This is a genomic window from Ligilactobacillus aviarius subsp. aviarius DSM 20655, assembly GCF_001436315.1.
Classification (GTDB): Bacteria; Bacillota; Bacilli; order Lactobacillales; family Lactobacillaceae; genus Ligilactobacillus; species Ligilactobacillus aviarius.
The window spans coordinates 103,050-126,554 of the sequence record NZ_AYZA01000004.1 but is presented as its reverse complement, the minus strand read 5'-3'; the positions used below and the strand labels follow the sequence as shown (position 1 = coordinate 126,554).

General features: G+C 39.8%; 20 protein-coding genes. 7 read left to right on the top strand and 13 right to left on the bottom strand.

Annotated elements, in window-relative coordinates; translation table 11 throughout:
- Positions 1 to 43: 43 nt before the first annotated feature.
- From ptsP to FC33_RS00815, 3 genes are all read right to left on the bottom strand, one after another.
- Complete coding sequence (ptsP, locus tag FC33_RS00825) at positions 44 to 1,762, bottom strand: phosphoenolpyruvate--protein phosphotransferase (protein WP_057826731.1); 1,719 nt, start codon at positions 1,760 to 1,762, stop codon at positions 44 to 46.
- Positions 1,762 to 2,028: a phosphocarrier protein HPr gene (locus tag FC33_RS00820; protein ID WP_057826730.1), complete on the bottom strand. Its 267-nt coding sequence runs from the start codon at positions 2,026 to 2,028 to the stop codon at positions 1,762 to 1,764. The genes ptsP and FC33_RS00820 overlap by 1 nt, the downstream gene beginning before the upstream one ends.
- Positions 2,029 to 2,176: 148 nt before the next feature.
- Positions 2,177 to 2,374, bottom strand: a complete 198-nt coding sequence (locus FC33_RS00815) for a hypothetical protein (RefSeq protein WP_057826729.1) — start codon at positions 2,372 to 2,374, stop codon at positions 2,177 to 2,179.
- Between the two features lie 149 nt (positions 2,375 to 2,523).
- Here FC33_RS00815 and FC33_RS00810 point away from each other — a divergent pair, with 149 nt between their 5' ends.
- The 3 genes from FC33_RS00810 to FC33_RS00800 all read left to right on the top strand — a co-directional run bounded on the left by FC33_RS00810 (position 2,524) and on the right by FC33_RS00800 (position 6,683).
- Positions 2,524 to 4,695 carry an ATP-dependent Clp protease ATP-binding subunit gene (locus FC33_RS00810; RefSeq protein ID WP_057826728.1) on the top strand — a complete coding sequence of 724 codons (2,172 nt, stop codon included), beginning with the start codon at positions 2,524 to 2,526 and terminating at the stop codon, positions 4,693 to 4,695.
- A 115-nt stretch (positions 4,696 to 4,810) separates the two neighbouring features.
- Positions 4,811 to 5,086, top strand: coding sequence for a DUF1827 family protein (locus tag FC33_RS00805; protein ID WP_057826727.1), 276 nt, complete (start codon positions 4,811 to 4,813; stop codon positions 5,084 to 5,086).
- A gap of 277 nt (positions 5,087 to 5,363) precedes the next feature.
- A complete protein-coding gene (locus tag FC33_RS00800; RefSeq protein ID WP_057826726.1) occupies positions 5,364 to 6,683 on the top strand; it encodes a MucBP domain-containing protein in 1,320 nt (439 codons plus the stop codon).
- 79 nt (positions 6,684 to 6,762) lie between these two features.
- Here FC33_RS00800 and FC33_RS00795 read toward each other — a convergent pair whose 3' ends face one another.
- The 7 genes from FC33_RS00795 to rlmD form a co-directional block, all read right to left on the bottom strand.
- A complete protein-coding gene (locus FC33_RS00795) occupies positions 6,763 to 8,340 on the bottom strand; it encodes a peptide chain release factor 3 (RefSeq protein ID WP_057826743.1) in 1,578 nt (525 codons plus the stop codon).
- Between the two features lie 15 nt (positions 8,341 to 8,355).
- Positions 8,356 to 9,486 carry an ABC transporter ATP-binding protein gene (locus FC33_RS00790; protein ID WP_057826725.1) on the bottom strand — a complete coding sequence of 377 codons (1,131 nt, stop codon included), beginning with the start codon at positions 9,484 to 9,486 and terminating at the stop codon, positions 8,356 to 8,358.
- Positions 9,487 to 9,628: 142 nt separating this feature from the next.
- Positions 9,629 to 10,660 carry an NAD(P)H-dependent glycerol-3-phosphate dehydrogenase gene (locus FC33_RS00785; protein ID WP_057826724.1) on the bottom strand — a complete coding sequence of 344 codons (1,032 nt, stop codon included), beginning with the start codon at positions 10,658 to 10,660 and terminating at the stop codon, positions 9,629 to 9,631.
- An 88-nt stretch (positions 10,661 to 10,748) separates the two neighbouring features.
- The gene (locus FC33_RS00780; protein WP_057826723.1) at positions 10,749 to 11,885 is read right to left on the bottom strand and encodes an AI-2E family transporter; all 1,137 of its coding nucleotides are present in this window, start codon (positions 11,883 to 11,885) and stop codon (positions 10,749 to 10,751) included.
- Between the two features lie 77 nt (positions 11,886 to 11,962).
- Positions 11,963 to 12,508, bottom strand: coding sequence for a nucleoside tri-diphosphate phosphatase (gene ntdP / locus FC33_RS00775; protein WP_057826722.1), 546 nt, complete (start codon positions 12,506 to 12,508; stop codon positions 11,963 to 11,965).
- Between the two features lie 79 nt (positions 12,509 to 12,587).
- Positions 12,588 to 13,766 carry a serine hydrolase domain-containing protein gene (locus tag FC33_RS00770; protein WP_057826721.1) on the bottom strand — a complete coding sequence of 393 codons (1,179 nt, stop codon included), beginning with the start codon at positions 13,764 to 13,766 and terminating at the stop codon, positions 12,588 to 12,590.
- The gene (gene rlmD / locus FC33_RS00765) at positions 13,744 to 15,096 is read right to left on the bottom strand and encodes a 23S rRNA (uracil(1939)-C(5))-methyltransferase RlmD (RefSeq protein WP_057826720.1); all 1,353 of its coding nucleotides are present in this window, start codon (positions 15,094 to 15,096) and stop codon (positions 13,744 to 13,746) included. Before rlmD ends, FC33_RS00770 begins: the two co-directional genes overlap by 23 nt.
- Positions 15,097 to 15,180: 84 nt before the next feature.
- Between rlmD and recX the strand changes: the two genes are divergently transcribed.
- The gene (gene recX / locus FC33_RS00760) at positions 15,181 to 15,966 is read left to right on the top strand and encodes a recombination regulator RecX (protein ID WP_057826719.1); all 786 of its coding nucleotides are present in this window, start codon (positions 15,181 to 15,183) and stop codon (positions 15,964 to 15,966) included.
- Between the two features lie 24 nt (positions 15,967 to 15,990).
- On the opposite strand, the gene FC33_RS00755 is transcribed toward recX, so the two are convergent.
- The 3 genes from FC33_RS00755 to map all read right to left on the bottom strand — a co-directional run bounded on the left by FC33_RS00755 (position 15,991) and on the right by map (position 18,952).
- Positions 15,991 to 16,896, bottom strand: coding sequence for a YihY/virulence factor BrkB family protein (locus tag FC33_RS00755; protein WP_057826718.1), 906 nt, complete (start codon positions 16,894 to 16,896; stop codon positions 15,991 to 15,993).
- Positions 16,897 to 17,041: 145 nt separating this feature from the next.
- Entirely contained in the window at positions 17,042 to 17,914 is an 873-nt protein-coding gene (galU, locus tag FC33_RS00750; protein WP_057826717.1) for a UTP--glucose-1-phosphate uridylyltransferase GalU, read from the bottom strand.
- 243 nt (positions 17,915 to 18,157) lie between these two features.
- On the bottom strand, positions 18,158 to 18,952 hold the full coding sequence (gene map, locus FC33_RS00745; protein WP_057826716.1) for a type I methionyl aminopeptidase: 795 nt from the start codon (positions 18,950 to 18,952) through the stop codon (positions 18,158 to 18,160).
- Positions 18,953 to 19,114: 162 nt separating this feature from the next.
- On the opposite strand from map, the gene FC33_RS00740 reads away from it, so the two are divergent.
- From FC33_RS00740 to FC33_RS00730, 3 genes are all read left to right on the top strand, one after another.
- Complete coding sequence (locus FC33_RS00740) at positions 19,115 to 19,567, top strand: flavodoxin (protein WP_057826715.1); 453 nt, start codon at positions 19,115 to 19,117, stop codon at positions 19,565 to 19,567.
- A 10-nt stretch (positions 19,568 to 19,577) separates the two neighbouring features.
- Positions 19,578 to 20,510, top strand: a complete 933-nt coding sequence (locus tag FC33_RS00735) for a glycosyltransferase family 2 protein (RefSeq protein ID WP_057826714.1) — start codon at positions 19,578 to 19,580, stop codon at positions 20,508 to 20,510.
- A 146-nt stretch (positions 20,511 to 20,656) separates the two neighbouring features.
- Positions 20,657 to 23,500, top strand: a complete 2,844-nt coding sequence (locus tag FC33_RS00730; protein WP_057826713.1) for a YfhO family protein — start codon at positions 20,657 to 20,659, stop codon at positions 23,498 to 23,500.
- The last annotated feature ends 5 nt before the right edge of the window (positions 23,501 to 23,505 follow it).

Sequence of the window (23,505 nt, the reverse complement as noted above, 5' to 3'; positions counted from 1 at the left end):
AAAAGGGTTGCGAATAACACAACCCTTTAACTAAATTTAATAACTATTTTGTATATTCCTTAACCAAGGCTTGAACTTCAGCTTCAGTTTCACAATCTAATGCCTTATCAGCCAATTCTTTCATCTTTTCAGTTGAAAGCTTCTTGATAAAGCTCCGTGTCTTCAAAATTGAAGTTGCACTCATTGAGTATTCATCTAAGCCAAGGCCGAGTAACAATGGAACCGCTGTTTGATCGCCAGCCATTTCACCGCACATTCCAGTCCATTTACCTTCTTTGTGTGATGCATCAATGATATTCTTAACAAGCCGTAAGATTGATGGATTGGTTGGTTGGTAAAGATATGAAACACGTTCATTTCCACGGTCAGCAGCCATTGAATATTGAATCAAATCATTCGTTCCAATACTGAAGAAATCAGCATATTTTGCCAACTTATCAGCAATCATTGCAGCTGCTGGAATTTCCATCATCATTCCGACTTGAATATCATCAGCAACTTCAACGCCCTTTTCAACTAATGCAGCCTTTTCTTCTTCAAAGATTGCCTTAGCATCTTTAAATTCTTGCACAGTTGCAATCATTGGGAACATGATTGCTAACTTACCATACTTCGATGCCCGTAATAAAGCCCGAAGTTGAGTTCTAAAGATTTCTTGTTGGTCTAAGCATAACCGAATTGCCCGGTAACCCAAAAATGGGTTTTGTTCATCAGGTAATGGAAGGTAAGGTAACTTCTTGTCCCCACCGATATCCATTGTCCGAACAACAACTTGCTTACCGTTCATTCCTTCAAGAGCTTCCTTGTAAGCTTCAAATTGATCGTCTTCACTTGGAAGTTCTGAAGCATCCATATATAAGAATTCTGAACGGAACAAGCCAACTGCTTCAGCACCGTTATCATTTGCCCCTTCAACATCTTGAGGAGTTCCGATATTGGCAGCTAAGATTACTTCTTTACCATCAGCAGTAACTGACTTTTCATTCTTTAATTGTTCCCATTCAGCCTTTTGAACAGCAAAATCCTTTGCTTTTTGTTCATATTCCCGAACTTCATCAGCAGAAGGCTTTACAATTGCTTCACCATGAATACCATCAATAATTACTTGGTCGCCTTCATGAATATCTTCAGTTGCTGATTCAGAACCAACAACGGCTGGGATTTCCAATGTCCGTGACATGATGGCTGAGTGTGATGTCCGGCCACCAATGTCAGTTACAAATCCCTTAACATAACGCCGATCAAGTTGAGCCGTATCTGATGGAGTCAAATCGTGCGCAACGATAATAACTTCTTTATCGATCAATGCTGGGCTTGGAAGAGTTACCCCTAATAAGTGGCTTAACACCCGCTTCGTTACGTCACGAATATCGCCAGCCCGTTCTTGCATGTATGCATTATCTGTCATTGCTTCAAACATTGAAATAAATGTATCCGTTACATCCTTCAATGCTGATTCGGCATTAACCTTTTCATCATTGATCTTTGTTTCAATTTGGCCGATCATTTCAGGATCAGACAAAATTGTCAGGTGAGCTTCGAAAACTTCTGCTTCTTCTTCACCTAAATTTTCTTTTGCTTTTTCTTTGATTGTTTCAAGTTCTTTTTTAGAAGCATCAATTGCTGAGTGTAACCGTTGAATTTCTTCATCGGGATTTTCAATTGTCTTCTTATCAAAAGATAAATCCGGTTCTACAAGCATGTAAGCTTCAGCGGTTGCAATCCCGTCACTTGCAGCAATCCCCTTAAGTACCTTTGACATTATTCAGCTAAGCCTTCCTTTTTCATTGTTTCGTCAATTGCAGCGATTGCGTCTGCTTCGTCAGCGCCATCTGCTGAGATTGTTACGTCAGCGTTTTGACCAACACCTAATGACATAACACCCATGATTGACTTCAAGTTAACTGACTTGTCGTTGTAAGTTAATGTAATGTCTGAACTAAATTTGCTAGCTGTTTGTACCAATAATGTAGCTGGGCGTGCGTGAATTCCTGTTTCTGCAATTACGTGAAAATCTTTCTTTTCCATGATAAATCATGCTCCTTTAAAACAAATTATTTACTTAGTAAAATGCCTTTTCATTTCTACGAACACGTTTTCATAAAGCCGTAATAAAAAAAGGCGTTCCGCATGGATAAATATTAACATGTAATAATTTAAATAGCAAGCGCTTTTTTCAATTATTGGAATGGCTTCCATCATCGAAATGATAGACTGCGCCGCCACCGCGTTTCGCTTCACCAACGATACTCTTTTTATATTGATAATTCATTAATACATGTTGAAATTCCATAAAATGGTCCATTTCAACATCATATTCTTTTAACTTACCGGTCCGTAAATCATCGAGAATTTTCTGATAATCTTCTGCCATTCTTTTCCCTCCAAATTTAACTTTGTTTTAAGTATAGCATGCATTTTTAAGCTTGGGCTTGCACTTTTGATTAAACTTTGTATAATAAAAGTTAATAAAGGTCAAAGTTGGTCAAATAAACTTTGACGAATTAGAAAGGACGTGAGTCAATGCTCTGTCAAAATTGTCATCAAAATCCAGCGACGATCCATTTAACAACTAATATTAATGGACGTCAAACATCGCTTGATCTTTGCCAAAATTGCTATCGGGCCTTAAAGAATCAGGTCAGCGAAAGCGGCAATGGGATGGGCGATCCATTTGGGGTTGATTTTAATAATTTCTTTAGCTCAATGGCTGGAGCTGCTCCAAACGGGCAACGCCGGCGAGAACAGGTTCCGCCTACCCAAGGAGAACGCGGCGGTCAAAATAATAACGGCTCGATCCTTGACCAATATGGAATCGATCTTACCGCTGAAGCCCGTGCTGGTCGAATCGACCCGGTTATCGGACGGGATAAAGAAATTAAACGGGTAATTGAAATTTTAAACCGGCGGACAAAAAACAACCCTGTCTTAATTGGTGAAGCTGGGGTTGGTAAAACTGCTGTTGTTGAAGGCCTTGCTCAAAAAATCGTTGACGGTGACGTACCGCAAAAACTGCTTAATAAAAAGGTCATTCGGCTTGATGTTGTTTCCCTTGTTCAAGGAACCGGTATTCGCGGTCAATTTGAACAACGGATGCAACAATTAATGCAAGAGCTGAAAAAGGATGAAAATATCATCCTGTTCATCGATGAAATTCATGAAATCGTCGGTGCTGGAAACGCTGAAGGCGGAATGGATGCCGGAAACGTCTTAAAACCTGCCCTTGCACGGGGTGAACTTCAATTAGTTGGTGCAACGACTTTAAATGAATACCGTTCAATTGAAAAGGATGCTGCCCTTGCACGGAGGTTACAACCTGTTCAAGTTAATGAACCAAGTATTAAAGAAGCGTTGGAAATCCTTAAGGGAATCCAATCAAAGTATGAAAGTTATCACCATGTAAAATATACTCCTCAAGCATTAAAAGCAGCCGTTACGTTATCAGACCGTTACATTCAAGATCGGTACCTGCCAGACAAAGCAATCGATCTATTGGATGAAGCCGGATCACGGAAAAACTTGACGCTTGAATCGGTCGATCCAAAATTATTGGAAGAACGAATCAAAAATGCCGAGGAACAAAAACAAGCCGCTTTGAAAGAAGAAGACTACGAAAAGGCAGCTTATTACCGCGATCAGGTTAGTCGCTTCGAAAAAATGCAACAGGAAAGTGTTGATGATTCAAACGTTCCAACCGTAACTGAAAAGGATATGGAAAAAATCGTCGAAGAAAAAACCAATATCCCGGTTGGCGAATTGAAGGCCAAGGAAAAAGAACAGCTTAAAAACCTTGCCCAATCCCTTGAAAGTCATGTCATCGGACAAGATGAAGCCGTTGATAAGGTTGCCCGTGCAATTCGGCGGAATCGAATCGGCTTCAATAAATCTGGACGCCCAATCGGTTCATTCTTGTTTGTTGGACCAACCGGTGTCGGAAAGACCGAAACTGCCAAGCAACTTGCCCGCGAGCTTTTTGGAACCGAGGATGCAATGATCCGGTTTGATATGAGTGAATACATGGAAAAGCACTCCGTTTCAAAATTGATTGGTTCTCCTCCTGGATACGTTGGTTATGAGGAAGCTGGTCAGCTTACTGAACAAGTTCGACGTCATCCATACAGCTTGATTCTTCTTGACGAAGTTGAAAAGGCTCACCCGGATGTCATGCATATGTTCTTGCAAATTCTTGATGACGGGCGATTGACCGATTCACAAGGTCGGACCGTTTCATTTAAAGATACGATCATTATCATGACTTCAAATGCCGGAAGCGGCGACTCAGTTGTCAACGTTGGCTTCGGTGCAGATAGTGCTGGAAAATCAAATTCGATCATGAATCGATTAACCAACTACTTTAAACCAGAATTTTTGAACCGGTTCGACGATATTGTCGAATTTAATGCCCTTTCAAAAGATGATTTAATGAAGATCGTTAACTTGATGCTCGATGATGTTAACCAAATGCTTGCTCAACAAGGATTAACGATCCATGTAACTGCTCCGGTCGCCAATAAATTAGTTGAACTTGGGTATGATCCAAAGATGGGTGCTCGGCCGCTTCGGCGAGTCATTCAAGAACAAATTGAAGACCGAATCGCAGACTACTATCTCGATCATCCGGATGTAAAGCACTTTACTGCCAAACTGGAAAATGACGAGATTCACATTACTAAAGCTGAAAACAAAGAAGCATAGTTATTAAAGCGCGAATAACTCGCGCTTTTTTTATGTTCGTAATCATTCATTTTGCATGTCATTTAAAAGCTTTTAAGCTATAATTAAAGAAGAAAGAAATTAGGGAGGGTTTAACATGCAACTTATTGATGTAACCAACAGCTATGCCCGAACAATTCGGCAACAGTTGCTTAAAACATCTGCGCACTTTATTAAAGTTTTTACCCTTGGAAATTCAAAGGTTGTTTACCGTAAAAAGCGCGACGTTGCTGAAATTGTAATCTCAAACAAGATTCGGCCGGTTACTGATAAAGAAATCAGTTACGTTGAAGATGAGCTTCTTGGACAAGATTCATCAAAGGCAACCGTTACAAACGAAGGTAAGATCGTTGAAATTAGTCTTAACAACTAATTGTTAAGATAAGAGGTTGTGACTTGTGTCACAACCTCTTTGCTATATCCGCATAATCGGGTTCCAAAACAAACGAGCTAAGTGGAAGTTCGAAAAACTCCGAATCTTTGCTGCGCGATTCGTTCGTTTTTCTGCTTCCACCACGCTCTTTTTTAACGTTTTGTCACACCTTCTTTTTTATCCTAATTTCCAATAAAATTTTATTAATTAAATGGTTAAAAAAATGAATGATATACGTTATAATTAATAAGGATAACTATTTTTAGGAGGTGAAATTATGGCATTTAAATTTATGAATAAGATTCGGCGTTCCTTTAATTCACGGCGGAATGCCCGCAAACAAATGCGTAAACCTTCTTTTGAAAGAAAGACATCAGTTTCACCTGAAAATCATTCAAATTTAAATGATGAAATTAACATTGAATCTTCCATTGAACCTGCTGAAGAGAAGCAAACCGTTGAAGCTTCATCAACAAGTTCAAATGAAACTCAAAGCCAGCAAGAAGCGGTTAAATCATCCGATGAACGTGAAAACGAACCGGCTGACACAACTAATCAACTTCCTGAAGAATCCAAGCATGATTTGGGGACCTCAGCTGAAGATGAAGAGAAATCAAAAGAGAAAAAGTCCGAGTTAGATTCTCACCATGCGGAAGTTAAAAAGGCTTCAACGCGTCCAGATTCAACCATTATTATTATTTATCAAGATGAGAACCGGCGTAGTTTAAGTTCACCCCAAATCATTTCGGGGAAGCGCGGCGAAGCGATCAACTTCAAGTTCAAAGAATTTGAACATTTTGACTTGATTCACATTGACGGGTTCACATCCGTTTTCGTTGAACCATACGGATCAATGACATTAACGTACCGGCGGCAAAGCGGTGCCAATATTTGGCTTTTTAGTCAAGATATTGATGACTTGCATATGCTGGGCAAACCGCGGTTTGTTTCTGGAAAGGTTGACGAAAAGTATTCATTGACCCCACCAAACTTTATCGGCTATAACCTGCTTCGGGCAGAGGGACCTGTAAATGGTAATTTCAATGAACAACAGCAGGTTGTTACTTACTATTACCGGGATGCTTCATGGAAGGAAGTCGACTTTAACGTTAAATACCTGAAAATGCGGGTTTCACAACCTGGTTATGATGCTCCACATGGAAATGATACTTACATTACCCTTGCAAAAGATACCGTTTGGCAAGTTTTCGAAACGGTTCAATTAACAAGTGGTGAACGGTGGCATTGTTTAGGCGGAAATCTTTGGATTCAAGAAGATTACGATAAAGTCCGCTTCGTTGATTCTCTTCCTCAATACCAAATTGAAGATAATTCAACCAAGCCGTTTACCATTGACTTGAACTTCCAAGCAATCATTGACTTCGTTCCAAACAAGAAATTAACCTTATACAACCGTCCATTTGGTGAACCCGTTGATTCGATTGAAGACGGTTCGATTGTTACGATCACCGAACGTGAAGGTGGTCGCGAAATGCAATGGTTTAAGGTTGATGATCGTGGATGGACAATTCGGCAATATCTTGATTTCGATATTGAGCATAAAGTTTCACAAGAAAAAGAACGTTTATCTGAATAATTTTGAATTGAAGCGGAACATTTTTATGGTTCGCTTTTTATAAAAATACCAATGAGCTAAAAACTCATTGGTATTTTTTCTATAATTTAGCTGTTAATTTAACATCTGGATACTTATCTTCAAACCACCGTTCTGCAAACTCATTTTCAAACAAGAATAACGGTTGGTCTTGCCGGTCCTTAACTAACAAGTTTCGTGAACTCGACATCTTTTCATCCAGCTGTTCCGGATCGATCCACCGCGCAATCTTATGGCCCATTGGTGTCATGACAACTTCAGAATTGTATTCATTCTTCATTCGGAATTGGAAAACTTCAAATTGCAACTGACCAACTGCACCTAAAATATAATCATTGGTCGTATAACTCCGGTAAAGCTGAACGGCCCCTTCTTGAACCAATTGCTGAATTCCCTTATGGTATGATTTCTGTTTCATCACGTTTTTCGGCGAAACCTTCACAAACAATTCAGGTGTGAATTGAGGCAACTTTTCAAATTGAACTGCCTTTTTCCCGGTATAGATCGTATCCCCGATCTGGAAGTTTCCGGTATCATATAATCCAATGATATCCCCGGCAACCGCATTTTCAACCGTTTCACGACTGTCAGCCATAAATTGCGTTGAATTTGATAACCGGATCTTTTTTCCTGTTCGTTGAAGGAAAACATCCATTCCCCGATCGAACTCGCCTGAACAAATTCGAACGAACGCAATTCGGTCACGGTGATTTGGATTCATATTTGCTTGAATCTTAAAAATAAATCCACTAAATTGTTTCTGGACTGGTTCAATTTCGGTTCCATTAACTGTTTTGTGCGCTGACGGTGCGGGTGCATATTTCAAATAGGCATCCAAGAACGTCTTAACCCCAAAATTCGTTAAGGCTGATCCAAAGAAGACGGGCGTTAAATCCCCCCTTGCAATCTTTGCTTCATCAAATTCATTGCCGGCATTCTTTACCAAATCAACTTCTTCTAAGACCTGTTGATAAATACTTTCCTCTTTCAAAGGATGGTCGCCCTTAATCTCGCCGTTTTCATCTAATTCAAGGAAGTTTTCGCCTTGATCTTCGCGTTGATACAACTCGATCCGGTTATTATAAATATCATATAGTCCTTTAAGGCCCTTGCCCATTCCAATCGGCCAGTTCATCGGATAAGCTTCGATTCCAAGCGTATCTTCCAATTCACCGATCAAATCAAGCGGTTCGCGCCCATCACGGTCAAGCTTGTTCATAAAAGTAAAAATCGGGATCCCACGCATTTTACAAATTTGGAAAAGTTTTTTTGTTTGCGGTTCGATCCCTTTTGCAGAGTCAATTACCATGACCGCCGAATCAACGGCCATCAATGTCCGGTATGTATCTTCAGAAAAGTCTTCGTGCCCTGGCGTATCCAAAATATTGATTCGCTTTCCAGCATAATCAAATTGCATTACAGAACTCGTAACGGAAATTCCACGTTTCTTTTCAATTTCCATCCAGTCAGACTTAGCAAAATTACCAGTCTTCTTTCCTTTGACTGTTCCGGCTTGGCGAACAACGCCCCCAAATAAAAGAAGTTGTTCCGTAATTGTTGTTTTCCCGGCATCTGGGTGAGAAATGATCGCAAATGTCCGGCGTTTTTCAATTTCTTCCTTGAGTTTCTTTTCATCCATCATTTAATTTCCACCTTAAATTTTTCGATTTATGATTTGGCTGTGATCACAAGCATTCTTGGTTGGGAGAACATATTCAACCGCTGCTTGTTTATTCGGTTTCCGAACGTGCCGTTTATTGGTTGCTAAGAAATAGCCTGCCCCAAGCAGTAACGCAACCAGCAAGATTAACATTAAAACTACCTTCGGCCATTTCCGCTTAGTCTTTTTCTGGGTTTGTCCCTTATTTACCTGATCTTGATAAACCGGATCAATTCCCTTTTCAACGAAAAATGCCTTCCGCATCCGGGGTTCATCTTTTCGCGTGTAACCATGCCGGAACTGCTCGATCTTAAATTCTTCATAAACACTGTCAATGTTAAAGTCCATTTGCTCTTGCTGTTTTTTAGCAATAAAATCATTTTTCTCTGGGCGGGACAGTGCATTATACCAATCCAAAGAATAGTTATATTGTTGAACAACTGATTGCGTTGGTCCAAAATCTTGAACTTCTCCGTATTGAAGCCATAAAGCCCGTTCACAGAAGCCTTCGATCACAATACTCTTTGAATCCGCAATGATAAAGGAAACCCCTTTGTCTTTAAGTTCCTGAACCTTATTTGAGGCCTTCAAATAAAATGGTTGATCCAAAATTCCAAAAACATTATCGAGAAGAACTAAATCTGGTTCCAGGTGCATTGCAATTCCCATTGATAACCGGGCATACTGTGCCGTTGAATATGCTTTTACGGGACAATACAACCATTCGCCAAGTTCGGTAAAGTTTAAAATGGCGTTGGTAATGTGATCACCCTTAAAGTCGTCAATTTCTGATTTGGCAATTGCTTTGCGAATATTTTCCAATCCGGTCAATTCCGGATCAAGAATTCCGTTCGTACCCGCATAGGTGATCCGTGAGTGAGTTGTAATAAAGCCGGTCGTTTGTTCATCCAATCCGGCAATGATCCGCATCAACGTTGACTTTCCCGAACCGTTTGCCCCAACGATCCCAACCGCTTCGCCATCATTAATGTCTAAATTAACTCCGCGCAAAAGCCAAAGATGCCGATCATCATTCTTTTTATTTTTAGCTTTCTTATCTTTTGCCTTCTTATCAGTAATAAGCGGCATTTCCTTTGTAATATATTTAATTTGTAATTTTCCCATATTTTCACCTAATTATCGCTATTTATCCAAGAATAATACTACAAAATTCTAGTTTTACCGTCAAATTTTGCCAGCGAAATGAATACTAAAAAAGAGACCGCAACTAATGTCGCAATCTCTCCCATTCATTCAACGACTTCATCTAGCGTTCGTCGTATTTTTCCATCTCACTCTTCCCTGGACGAGTCATTAACTTTTCAATTTCTTCCGGAATATTAGCATCATTGTAAAGGACATCGTACATTGCATGGCAAATTGGAAGGGTCAAATTCAATTGATTTCCAAGTTCATAAGCCGCCTTGCATGTATTGATTCCTTCAATGACCATTCCCATGTTTTGAATAATATCATCGAGCTTCTTGCCTTCACCTAATTGGTTACCGCACCGCCAATTACGAGAATGAACGCTTGTACATGTAACGATCAGGTCACCGACCCCGCTTAAGCCCATAAATGTACTTGGATCTGCTCCTAACGCAACTCCTAACCGGCTGATTTCAGCTAATCCCCGGGTCATCAAAGCAGCCTTAGCATCGTCACCGTATTTCAAACCGTGCAAAATTCCAGCTCCAATTGCAATGATGTTCTTGAATGCGCCGCCAACTTCAACCCCAATCACATCAGTATTGGTGTAGATCCGCAAGTACTTGTTCATGAAAATCTTTTGAACTGCATGCGCGTTATCAAGATTTTCACTTGCAGCTGTAATTAATGTAATGTCCTTATTAGCAACTTCTTCAGCATGACTTGGGCCAGAGAAGACAACCATTCCTGAACGATATTCTTCAGGGATTTCTTCAGTAATAACCTGTGACAAACGTTTGTGAGTTCCAAGTTCCAACCCTTTACTTGCATGAATCAAAATCGGCTTGATTGAGAGTTCTTTTAAGACTTCAAGCAATTGTTGGGCTACCGGACGAATCACTTTCGTTGGGATTGCAAACAATACAAAGTCTGCTCCTGTAACAGCTTCTTTCAAATCAAGGGTCGTAATTAATTCTTTTGGATATGTATAGTCATGAATATAATGTTCGTTAGTGTGCTTTTCGTTCAATTCCTTTGCTTGTTCTTCGGAATTCGTCCAAAGCATAACTTGATTTCCGTTTTCAACAAGGACGCTGGCTAAAATACTTCCCCATGAACCTGCGCCAAGAACTGCAATTTTTTTTGTCATTTTTTCATCCCATCTTTTTCTATATTAAAATCTAACCTATGCTTAAAGTTATCACAAAACTTCGGAATCAGCAATTAATACAGACTGCCTATTCTTTTGATTGTTCTTTTTCTGGCGTCGTTCTAATTTGAGCAATATCGTAAACAAACTTAACGACGACCTTGGTAACGGCATATAACGGAACCCCAAGGATCATCCCTAAAAGGCCCGCAATGTTCCCGGCAACCAACAAAATAATAATGATCGTTAACGGGTGTAAATGAAGCGACTTTCCAATTACGTTTGGATATACCAAATTACCATCCAGCTGTTGAACTACAATGCAAACAACGATTACCCAGAAAACCGTTGGCAGTGATTTTGAAAATGCCAGGAATAACGCTGGCATTAATCCAATATATGGTCCAAGGTATGGAATAATATTTGTAATCCCTGCAAACAATCCGACCAATAATGCATACGGGATTCCCGTCATGCTGTAACCAATTGCTGAAAAGGTTCCAACAAAGAGGCATTCAATCATTTGTCCTGAAATATAACGCGATAACGTTGCGCTCATTTCATGCAAAAGCCGCGCAACCTTGCTTCGATTGTGTTCCGGGAAGAATTTTTCAACCGTTGGAATCAGTTTTTCGCCATCCTTCAACATATAGAACAAAATAAACGGCACCGTTACCAATGTAACCGTAACACTTGTAATCGTCCCAATTACCGATCCTAAACTAGTTGTTAATGACAAAATAAACTTCTTCAAAATCGAAGTTAACGAGCCTTCAAACTTATTCATATAAGAATGCAGATCGACTTTTTGGAGCCAATCAATATGGCTGTTATTAAATAGGTTCGTCAGAAAGCGTTGCAGCTCGCTTAAATATCCTGGAAGTCCGATCACCAACGATTTGATCTGTTCGATCAACCGGGGAATAAAGAATGAAATCACTAATCCCAGGACCGAAATCAAAAGCAAGAAGACAACGGCAATTGCCAATGGACGCTTAACCTTAAATTTTTTAATCCTGATTTTCATCAGGATTTTAACCAACGGATTCAGTAAATAAAACAAAAATCCGGCAATTAAAAATGGTGCAAAAAGTGTTTGGAAAAAGGTAAACACCGGGCTAAAAACAAACCGAATTTTGGTAAAAACAAAAATTAAGGATGCGAGCAACAACAGTTCAGCTGACCAAAACATCAGCTTCTTTTTCCGTTTTTCGTTTAAAAACATTCAGAACTCCTTTCACATTATCAAAAAAGCCGCGCACCCTTTCCACGCAGCTCAAGTTATAAACGGTATCTACTCTTCTACTGTCGGCGTGATAACTGAAGATAGCGATTATACCAAATCTCAACATATTCCTTTGAAAATGGACCCTTACCGTGATTGATCCAATCAACCAAAGTTAACACATTATGTTTGAGAATTTTGTCGATTTCCGGAGAGTAATTCCACTTTTTACTATGATCTTCATATTCATCTACATCGAGCAACCGCTTCTCACCGTTCGGAAAAACCTTAACGTCCAAATCATAATCGATGTACTTTAAGGCTTCACGGTCCATTACAGAAGGCGATGCCAGGTTGCAGTAATATGAAACTCCATTATCGCGAATCATGGTTACAATGTTAAACCAGTAATGCTTGTGAAAGTAAATCAACGCCGGTTCCCGGGTGACCCATCGCCGACCGTCTGCTTCGGTCACAAGCGTATGGTCATTGCATCCGATAATTGCATTATCACTTGTCTTTAATACCATCGTATCGCGCCATGTTCGATGTAAACTACCGTCGTGCTTATAACTTTTTATCGTAATAAACTCGCCCTCTTTAGGGCCTCGTGAGTGACGCATACTTAGCCTGCTTTCTATAAACACAGGTGTTGATTACACCGATCATCATGAGTATTATACCAAAGTTTAATCAAAATTCCTAAAAAATTTGGGGATCATCAATTAATTGCTTGTAAATCGGGATGTCCAATGAATAATTGTTATTCGCTCCATAGTTCGCAGCGTTTGATGTAAAAATCACCGCATCTGCCCCGTTTTTCGAAATATCACCGATCGTATCAAACCCAAATTCCGTTCCATGAAAGTGATATCCGGCATACTGTTGTCCAAGTAATTGCGGAACCGTTTGCCGGATCGAATAAACTCCTGACAAATACGTTGACCGCGTCTTTCCTGGTGAATACAGGGCTGCCGTCTGCCGGGGGGTAAGAATGCTGGAAGTCATAAATGCCCGTAATGTCTGATAAAGATCGCCATTTGACATGTACAAGTTTCCTGTCCCCAGTTGTTCATCATACCCGGCCCGTTTTTCCTTAAACGGAACATATGCAGTCGGCTTTTGCGGATTAAAATGATACCCCTGGGCTTGAACAGTCCGGTATTTATTCATATTCTGATAAAAATATGAATACCGGAGACCAAGCGGCTTGATAATATTTTTTTCAAAGTATTTATAATAGCTCATCTGATTTTCGCGTTGAATGATCCCAGCTAATAAAACAAAGTTAACGGGCTGATAATGCAGCTGACCAATCATTTGCGGATTAACTTTGACTTTATTAACCGTGTATTGGAGAAACTGCTTATCATTTGCCGGTTTCTTGATTGGCTGCTGGTCCGCAATTCCAGAAGTCATCGTTAATAAATTTCGTAAGGTGATTAAATTGGCCCCTTGAATTTGCGGATAAAACTTGCTGACCGGTGTATCAAGTGAAAAATGTTTTTCAGCTGCCGTTTTCATTAACAGGACCGCCGTCATACTTTTTTGGATCGAGGCAATTTGGTACGTAACCTTTCCCGAATTCATTAACCCCTGGGCCTGGTTAGCATAGCCAAATCCTTGTTGATATACCAAATGATTATTTTTAACCAACGTCACCGTTCCGATAAAGTGCCGGTTCTTCATCAATTGGGTCAATTCCTTCTCGGTTTTCGTTCCTTGAATGTAATTCACATTTTGGTCAAACGATTCAAGCGGCGGCTGGTAAATATTCATTGCCCGCCCTGAAGAAGTTGCAAGCTGAATTCCACTGATCAGCGCAATTAAAATAATTAACGCCCTAATCAAATTCCGTTTACTTTCTCTTGAACTTAACAATTGCTTCACACCTTGCTGTCTGTGGAAACATATCAATTGATTGAATGTATTCCACATGATAATCATTCGTTAATTTTACTAAGTCGCGTGCCAATGTTGACGGATTGCACGAAACGTAGACAAACTTTTGCGGTTTGAATTGATGGATCGTTTGAATAAGCCGCTCATCAAGTCCCGTTCGCGGGGGATCCACGACTAACGCATCCGGAACAAAGCCTTCCTTTGTCCATTTTGCAAACCATTTATCCGCCGTTCCGACTTCATACGTCGCATTCGAAATCCCGGAAAGCCGGGCATTCATTCGTGCATCTTGAATTGCCTCTGGAATAATATCCATTCCACGAATTTCCTTTGCATTTTGGCCAACGGATAATCCAATCGTTCCGACCCCACAATAGGCATCAACTAAAGTTTCATGCGGCTGAAGATCGAGTGCTTGCGCAACCTGATCATATAATCGAATCGTCTGCTGCGGGTTCAATTGGAAAAATGCCCGGGCTGATAATTTAAAATGAACGTTTCCAAGCTGCTCGTCAAGATAATCGGTTCCTGCCAAATTAAACGTCTCATCACCCCAGATCTGGGACCCGCGGCTTCGGTTTACATTTTGCATTATTGAAATGATCTCTGGAAATTGCTGCTGAAGATCATTGATCAATTGATTTTTTTGAGGGAACCGATCGCTCGTTGTAATAAAAATGACTTGAATCTGATTAAATGCCTCAGATTCCCGAATCACAACCGTCTTTAATAACCCGCGATGCTGCCGCTCGTCGTATACCGAAATATTCCATTTTTTGATTAGAGCAACAACTGTGCGCATGACCTTCATCGTTAACGGCTTTTGCGTACTAAAAGTCGGAAGATCTACAAGAAAATGCGAATTAGGACGATATAATCCCGCAAGAATCTTCCCGCTCTTTGACTTTCGAATCTGAAATTGCGCTTTATTCCGATAATGATATGGTTCATCCATTCCAATCGTTGGACGAATTTCCATTTGACGATATCCCTGCGGCTTAAACTTCGCTAATGATTGCCGAATAATATCTTCTTTAAATTTTAATTGAGCTGAATATTGAAGATGTTCAAGTTCAATTCCACCAACGTCATACTTATCCCGGGGTTGAGTTCGAACCGGACTCTTTTTTAAAATTTTAACAAGTTCGGCACTGATATACTTGGCCTGCTCCTTTTCAATTCGGGCCAAAACGTATTCTTCCGGCAATGCTTGCGGAACAAAAACGATTTTGCGCTGAAAATAACCAATGCCTTCACCGTTAATTCCCATTTTTTTGATTTTTAATTTAATAATTCTCTTTTTTTCCATAAAGAACCCCTCTCAGAATATTTCAATTATAGCATTAAACAATTTCAACGTTTATAATGGCAGTAAGAATTGGAGGTTGATAACGTGAAAATTACAGCAATTCAAGCTCAAAAACGAAAAGGCCGGTACAATATTTTTATTGACGGCCAATACCGATTTCCTGTCAGCGAAGAAGTTTTGATCCAATTTCGCCTGCATAAAGATCAGGAGATCACAAATGACCAGATCCAGGCCATCACGGATGCTGATTCAATTTCAAAAGCTTACAATAAAGCCCTTGATTACCTTTCTTACCAGTTAAGAACTGAAAAGGAAATCATTCAATACCTTCAACAACACGATTTTACTGATTCTCAGATTGAACCCGTTCTTCAACGTTTACGCAATCAAGGCTATATTAATGATCTTGAGTACGCTAAAAGCTATGTCCGAACAATTGCCAAAACCTCAGATAAAGGACCGAAAGTCATTACCCAAAAATTACGCCAAAAAGGCGTCCTTGAAAATGATATTGAAACCGCCCTTGAAGAATTTTCCTTTGAAGATCAACTTCAAAATTCAATCAAAATTACTCAAAAACTTGCCCGTAAATATCATCGGGAAGCCTTCAAAGTTAAAATTCAGAAAATTAAAAACGGCCTTTTCACTAAAGGCTTCAGTTCCGAGATTGCAACCGAAGCAATCAATCGGCTTGGCCTTGAAAAAGATACAGATCAAGAAAGAGAACAGCTCCGACTTCAAGGTGCCAAAATCATGCGCCGGTATCAAAGGCTGCCTCTTTCTCAACGCAATCAAAAAGTTAAAATGGCCTTATACCGGAAAGGCTTTTCAATGGATGAAATCAACCAGTTTATTGATGAACAAAACTAAAGGATCGGGATTTTTCCCGATCCTTTAGTTTTGTTTTTGGCGGCGTTCATGAATTTTTCGCTGAACTTTCTTTCCAAAACGATGTTCCTTGGGGACAACTCTTCCATAAATTTTCTCTTCCAAAAATGCATTAACAATTGCCCCAAAGAGAATAATTAAATTTGTAAAATTCATCCAGAAAAGTAATACCAGAAACGTTCCAATCGTTCCGTAACTTAAAATTCGATATGCAAAATACTTCACGTAAATTGTAAAGATGCCGGTTAACGCCATCCATCCCAATGCCGCAACTAAAGCCCCTGGCCAAACTGATAACCAGTGAACTTTAACATTGGGCAATACAATATAAATCAAACACAAAATTGAAAAGATAATGACAAATGTTACCGACCAGCGATACCGTAAGAAGATCTCCAAATACGATAACGGGAGTTTAAAAATCGGTGTTAAATATTCAAGAACAATTTGACCAAAACTATAGATCACAAACGTCGTCACTAACAACGCTCCGAAACTCAGCGTGATCAAAATCGATAATACAGTTGTCACAATAAAATCTTGTGAATCTCCCACTCCAAATATTTGATTCATCGACCTTTTTAACGCATTAATGCCGCGACTGCCGGCCCATAAGGTGAAGATCATTGAGAATGAAGCAATCCCACCTGAACCATGCGTCAAAAACTTCCGGACGATCGGACCTAAGAAATTATATACCGGTTCCGGAAGGGCAACGTTTAAATACGGCATGATCCGGGTCGCATTTAAATGCATGATCGGCAAAATATTTCCAATAAAAATCACGATTGGCACAATTGTAAGCAAAACATAGTACGTTGCCACAATCGCCATATTGAAGATATCGCCCTGAATCGTCTTTTTCAATGCAGTCTTGGCAAACCCCTTTAAGTTCGCACCAAACTTTTTCATTTTGTAATTCCTTTGCTTATTTCAATTAATAAAACGCACATACCCTTATTAAACCACTTTAAATAAGGATTTCCCGTTAAATTATGATTACAAAAAATAAAAAGGTCGGACTCTCGTCACGACCTTCCATAATTAATGTCATGAATTACTTAAGTGTTTTTGCTAATTCCTTGATGTATGCCTTTAAGTCAGCACTTACTTCTGGGTGTTTCAATCCAAATTGAATTGAAGTCTTCAAATAGCCAAACTTGTAACCCACATCATAACGGTTACCCTTAAATTCATGAGCAAATACGCGTTGAATTTGGTTCAACCGGTCAATTGCATCCGTTAATTGGATTTCATTACCAGCACCTGGCTTTTGAGTTTCAAGCATATCAAAAATTTCAGGTGTTAATAAGTAACGACCGATGATTGCTAAGTCAGATGGTGCCTTATCAACATCTGGCTTTTCAACAAATTTATTAACGTCAAATAAACCTGGTTTAGTTTCAGTAACCGGGTCAATTACACCGTACTTGTTAACTTCTTCATGCGGAACCTTCATCACAGCTAATGTTGAAGCATGTGTTTCTTCATAGCGGTCAATCAATTGTTTCGTCAACGGAACCTTGTCGTCCATAATATCGTCACCTAACATGACAACAAATGGTTCGTTCCCAACAAAGTCCTTGGCCATCAAAACCGCATCCCCTAAACCACGTGGATGTGATTGACGGATAAAGTACAAGTTAATGTCCGTTGTTTGTTGAACAAGTTCGAGTAAGTCGTTCTTGCCCTTTGCTTTCAAGTTTTGTTCAAGTTCAGGAACTGAGTCGAAGTGGTCTTCGATTGGCCGCTTACCCTTTCCTGTAACAACTAAAATGTCTTCGATTCCTGACTTACGTGCTTCTTCAACGATGTATTGAATTGTAGGTTTGTCAATAATTGGGAACATTTCCTTTGCCAAAGCCTTTGTGGCTGGAAGGAACCGTGTCCCTAATCCGGCTGCAGGAATAACAGCTTTTCTAACTTTCATTGTTATACCCCTATCTAAATTTATTGGTGTATTTATCTAAAAAGATAATCAAATATCTAGTGTAATTATACCAATAAATAATTCTTTGACAAGTAAATTATCGATTTTTGGTAAGGATTTACTTACTTATCTGAGAAAAGTTTAATTTACACAAAGATTAAATTATTGGACATTTATGATTAAATCAACGTTTTGGCTATTTTGATTTTAAAAGCAAATCCTTATCTTAATGATTATTAGGATTTACTTAAATTTATACAGGTATTTTTCGTCCATTGCTGGATCTTGTGATGTTAAAATCTTGGGGCCGTCTTTGGTAATTACAATTGTATGTTCATATTGGCATGAAAGACCGCCGTCTGCTGTCCGGGCTGTCCAGCCGTTCGGATCATCCATCACTGCCCGCCATGTCCCGGTATTGATCATTGGTTCAATGGTAATTGTCATTCCTTCACGAAGGCGCATTCCCTTTCCGGCTTCACCATAGTGCGGAACATTCGGTGATTCGTGCATCGTTGGTCCAATTCCATGGCCGATGAATTCCCGGACATCGCCATAGCCGTTTTCATCTTCCGTATAATGTTGAATTGCAGCCCCGATATCACCGATTCGGTTGCCAACTTGAGCTTGATCAATTCCAAGGTACAAAGCTTTCTTTGTAACTTCCATTAAGCGTTCAACTTCTGGACTTGGTTTCCCAACAACATAACTCCAGCATGAATCGCTCATTGCTCCATGATAGTTAACAACCGTATCAATTTTAACCAGATCGCCTTCCTTAAAAATCAAATTTTTCCGTGGAAAGGCATGACAGATTTCATCATTAACACTGACACATGTTGCATACTTGTATCCTTCAAATCCAATTTGTTCAGGAATTGCATCATGTTCTTTGAAGTACTTGCGGGCAAATTTTTCAACTTCCCAACTTGATACCCCAGGTTTAACAATGTCACGCAATCCAACGTGCATCCCAGCTAAAATTGCGCCTGAAACTGCCATTTCTTTAATTTCGCGTGGCGACTTTAATGTAATCATTTAATTATCCTCCATTCCGAATCAAATTATTATTCTTTTTCATTATACCTTAACTTATTACTATTCGGTAAATTCTAATAAACAATTCTCACGTTTACCGCTGATTTTTGATATAATTTGGTATAATGAAAAAATATGGGTTTACGGAAAGGAGGCATTCCATTGGCCAAAGCAGAGATCGTTTTCGCAACAATTACCGGAAATAACGAAGACATTGCTGATATCATTGCTGAAAATCTTGAAGATCAGGGGCTTGATGTTCAAGTTGATGAAATTTCACAAGCCGATGTCAGCGATTTTGAAGATGCTGACCTGTGCATCGTATGTCCTTATACCTACGATGAAGGAAATTTGCCAGATGAAGGGATGGATTTCTTCGACGATCTACAAGAAACTGATTTGTCAGGCAAAATATATGGAGTTGCTGGATCAGGTGATACATTCTATGGCGAATATTATTGCACCGCAGTTGATGAGTTTAGTCGTGTATTAAAAGAAGCCGGCGCAATTCAAGGGGCGCCGGACGTTAAAATCAATCTTTCACCTGACACTGACGAAGACCTTGATACCCTTGATCAATTTACAGATCAATTAGTAGCTAAATTAGAGGAGTAACATAACAATCATGACAAAAAAACTTTCAATCATTGTACCTTGCTATTGCGAGGAAGAATCAATTCCGTTATTCTATGACGCCGTTGAAAAGGTTGCCCCGCAATTACCAAATATTGAACTCGAATACTGGTTTATTGATGATGGCTCATCAGACAATACCCTTGGTGAATTACGGAAACTTCAACAAAAAGATCCGGAACATGTTCACTATGCCTCATTTTCACGGAATTTTGGAAAAGAAGCCGGCCTCTACTGCGGATTACAACAAGCAACGGGGGATTATGTTGCGGTAATGGACGTCGATCTTCAAGATCCGCCTGAATTATTACCAAAAATGCTTGGTTATCTTGAATCTGGCGAATACGACTGTGTTGGAACACGGCGAGTCGATCGCAAGGGTGAACCACCGATCCGGTCATTCTTTGCCCACATGTTTTACAAGTTGATCAACAAAATTTCCGACACTGAAATCGTTGATGGTGCCCGTGATTACCGTTTAATGACCCGGCAAATGGTCGATGCAATTCTTTCAATGTCTGAATACAACCGGTTCTCAAAAGGAATTTTCAGTTGGGTCGGATTTAAGACGAAATACCTGGAATACCAAAACAAAGAACGGGTTGCTGGTAAAACAAGCTGGAACTTTTGGAGTTTATTGAAATACTCAATTGATGGAATTGTTTCCTTCTCCCAAACGCCGTTAAACATTGCGTCATACGTTGGATTACTTTCATCAGTTGCATCCGTTATCGGGATTATTTTCGTAATTGCAAGAAAACTTCTATACGGCGGTTCAGCATTTGGATGGGCATCCATGGTATGCATTTTCCTTTTTATTGGAGGAATTCAACTCCTTTGTCTCGGAATCGTCGGTAAATATATCGGCAAGATTTTCATGGAAGTCAAGAATCGTCCAGTATACATTTTGAAAGAGAAAAAATAACTTTGAAGCATTAAATAACCGTGAGTTCGCTCACGGTTATTTTTTAATATGCCCGATTCTTTGATTCTTAAAGCTTTTTCGCCCTCTTCTCTTTTTAGATTTCATGCTTTAAAATAAAGAGAGAATAATGTAAGGAGGGCCTTTTGGTGGAATTTTCGTTTGATCGTCAAAGCCATAAATTCGGATATTTAAAATACACCGCAACATTTTTAATCGTTGCTTTATTTGTGTACGGAACTTACTTGGTCACCGGACATTCGTTAATTTGGCGACTCGATGGTGCTAATCAGCATTTGCCGCTTTTAATCGAATTTCGCAAATGCTTACTAAACTTTATCCACCATCCATCCCTTGCGGCCCTCCCCGGTTGGTCGTGGCATATGGGACTTGGCGGCGATGCTTTCCAAGTTGATGCTTACTATTTATTTGGTGACATTTTTGCATACCTTGTTTTGCTTTTCCCAGCAAGTAAAATGATTTTCGCATATCAATTACTAATCGTTTTGCGGCTATACTGTGCCGGTTTAGCATTTTGCTGGTGTGCATTCCATTTAAAATTAAAAGATTCGTCGGTTGTTATCGGCGCGCTTGTCTACCTTTTTAATGCTTTTCTGCTTTACTCAAACGTTGCCCAACCGTTCTTTACCCTGCCGTTTATTATCTTTCCAATTTTGATCGTCAATCTTGAACGGGTCATTCAAGGAAGATCTGTCTGGCCGTTACTGTTCACATTTACGTGGATGCTGATTAATAACTTTTACTTTGCCTATATCCTTGGTTTAGGAGCCATTGTATATTTAGGCTTGCGCCTATTATGGGATCTTAAAACCAAGAAAAACTACCTAAAATTGTTTGCTAAGCTGGCGGGCGCAACGGTTTTAAGCATTATCAACGCGGCCGTTCTCTTACTTCCGGAAATTATTGCCGTTCATAATTCAACCCGGACTTCAAGCACCTTTGCCAACGGATTAAAAGTATATCCGGCATATTACTATTTAAGCTTGCCGGGACAACTGATCAATGGCGGCAACCGCGACTTTTACTTTTGGAGTGCCCTTGGCTTTGCCAGCATCGCATTTTTTGCCATTTTATACACTTTCAAAGTATTTAAACAATATCGAATCATTAACTCAGTTTTGATCATTAGTTTCATTATTTTGCTTATTCCTGCGTGTGCTTCCGTTTTCAACGGCTTTTTGGCTCCTTCTAACCGGTGGACGTTAATGTTATGCCTTCCAGTTGCTTTAGCATGCGCGGCCCTTGCTGATAACCTTGAAACTTTATCTGTAAAAACCATCAAAGGGTTTACGATTGGAGCCATTCTTTACATCGCTTATGTTTGCGCGGACTACTTCTTCCAAAATAATGAAAAGATATTTATTCCCGTTGTCTTTCTTTTCGTTACCCTTGGCGCGTTGCTTTTGATTCACCATTATCAACCGCACCATGCGCGGCAAATTCTTCTTGGCGTCGTCTTATTAAACGTGATTTGTAATGCTGTTTACTTTGAGGCTCCTTTTAATGAAAGATATTCAAACGAAATGCTGCCGCGGAAAAGTTACTCGCGCCTTGCTGATATTCAATACGGAAAGCTTGCCCAACAACTAACTGATCAAACCGGTTATCGAATCTCAACGATCAGTCAAAATGCAGATTTCGGTGCTGGGTATCATATGTACAATAACCAACAAGCAAACGTTAATTCCATCAACTCGTACTATTCATTACAGAATAAATTAATTGGCGACTTTGCTCAAAATCTGCAAAACACTCAATTTGAGGCTAACATTCCGCTTGCCCAGTTTGATGATCGGACAGTTGCAAATAACTTTTTCGGGGTTAAATACCTCTTTGTTCACCACCAACAACCAAATAGTGCTAAGATTCCGGCTGGCTATACGCTCGATGCCAGTCAAATGCTGAATACGTATACAAACGACCGGATCCTACGGTATCGTACCCAACAGAATTTTCCACTAATGTACTGGCAATCAAAGGTCTTTACCCCTGACCAGTACGCAGCCTACGGTCCGACTCAAAAAGAGCGGGCCCTTGCTGATGGTGTTTTAGTCAACCAACCGACCGGTCTGCCGCAAGCGTCTGTTAAGGGACAGGTTATCAACCTTCCGTTTAAATTGATTTCAAGCAATGGAAACCTGATTGATCCGCAACACCTCGAGCATCTTGATTCAAATGAAAGTTACAAAGTTGTTCTCGATCTTCAAAATTTGACCCCCGAACAGCAAAAAGCATTGAAGAATTCTGAACTGCACCTTGAATTTGAAAACTTGCATTATCAACCATTAACGTTGAAACAACAAATTACAATGCAGCAAACCAATGCCGACTATCATTTGAGCGATGGAAAGTTGACCCAAAACTCGAAATTAAGTGCTTATCAGGCATTCCGAAACAACATTATTAGCGGTCTGCCTGATCAAAGCTTTAAAATTCAGGCAACTACTCCACTTGGAAAAGAAGTTATCAAACAACCGAAAGCTCAAATTTTGTCATTCTATAAACAAGTCAAAAACGGAACGATGAATTTAGGATTTTACCCTCAAATTCCGCAAACAATTGCGTTAAACTTTAACCATTTAGGGACTTACTCGTTTAATTTGAAACTGGTTGCCGAACCCCTTGGAAGCCAATATGCTCACCAAGTCCAAACCATTCAAAAGAATCGGTTGCGGCAGCTGAAATTATCGTCAAACCATCTTCAAGGAACGATCAAGACCACGCGTCCGGGAATCTTGACCTCTTCGATTCCGTACTCCGATGGGTGGCAAGCCACGGTCAACGGGAAAAAGGTCCCGCTCCTGCGCACGAACACCGCATTTATTGGAATCAAGCTTCCTGCCGGCGTTCATCACGTTGAATTGAACTACCATACTCCAGGATTAAAACTTGGAATCCTCATTTCAGCGATTGGAATAACCATTACGTTAGTTAGCGGTGGAATCACGCTCGTTCGTAAGAAAAAAGAATAGATAAA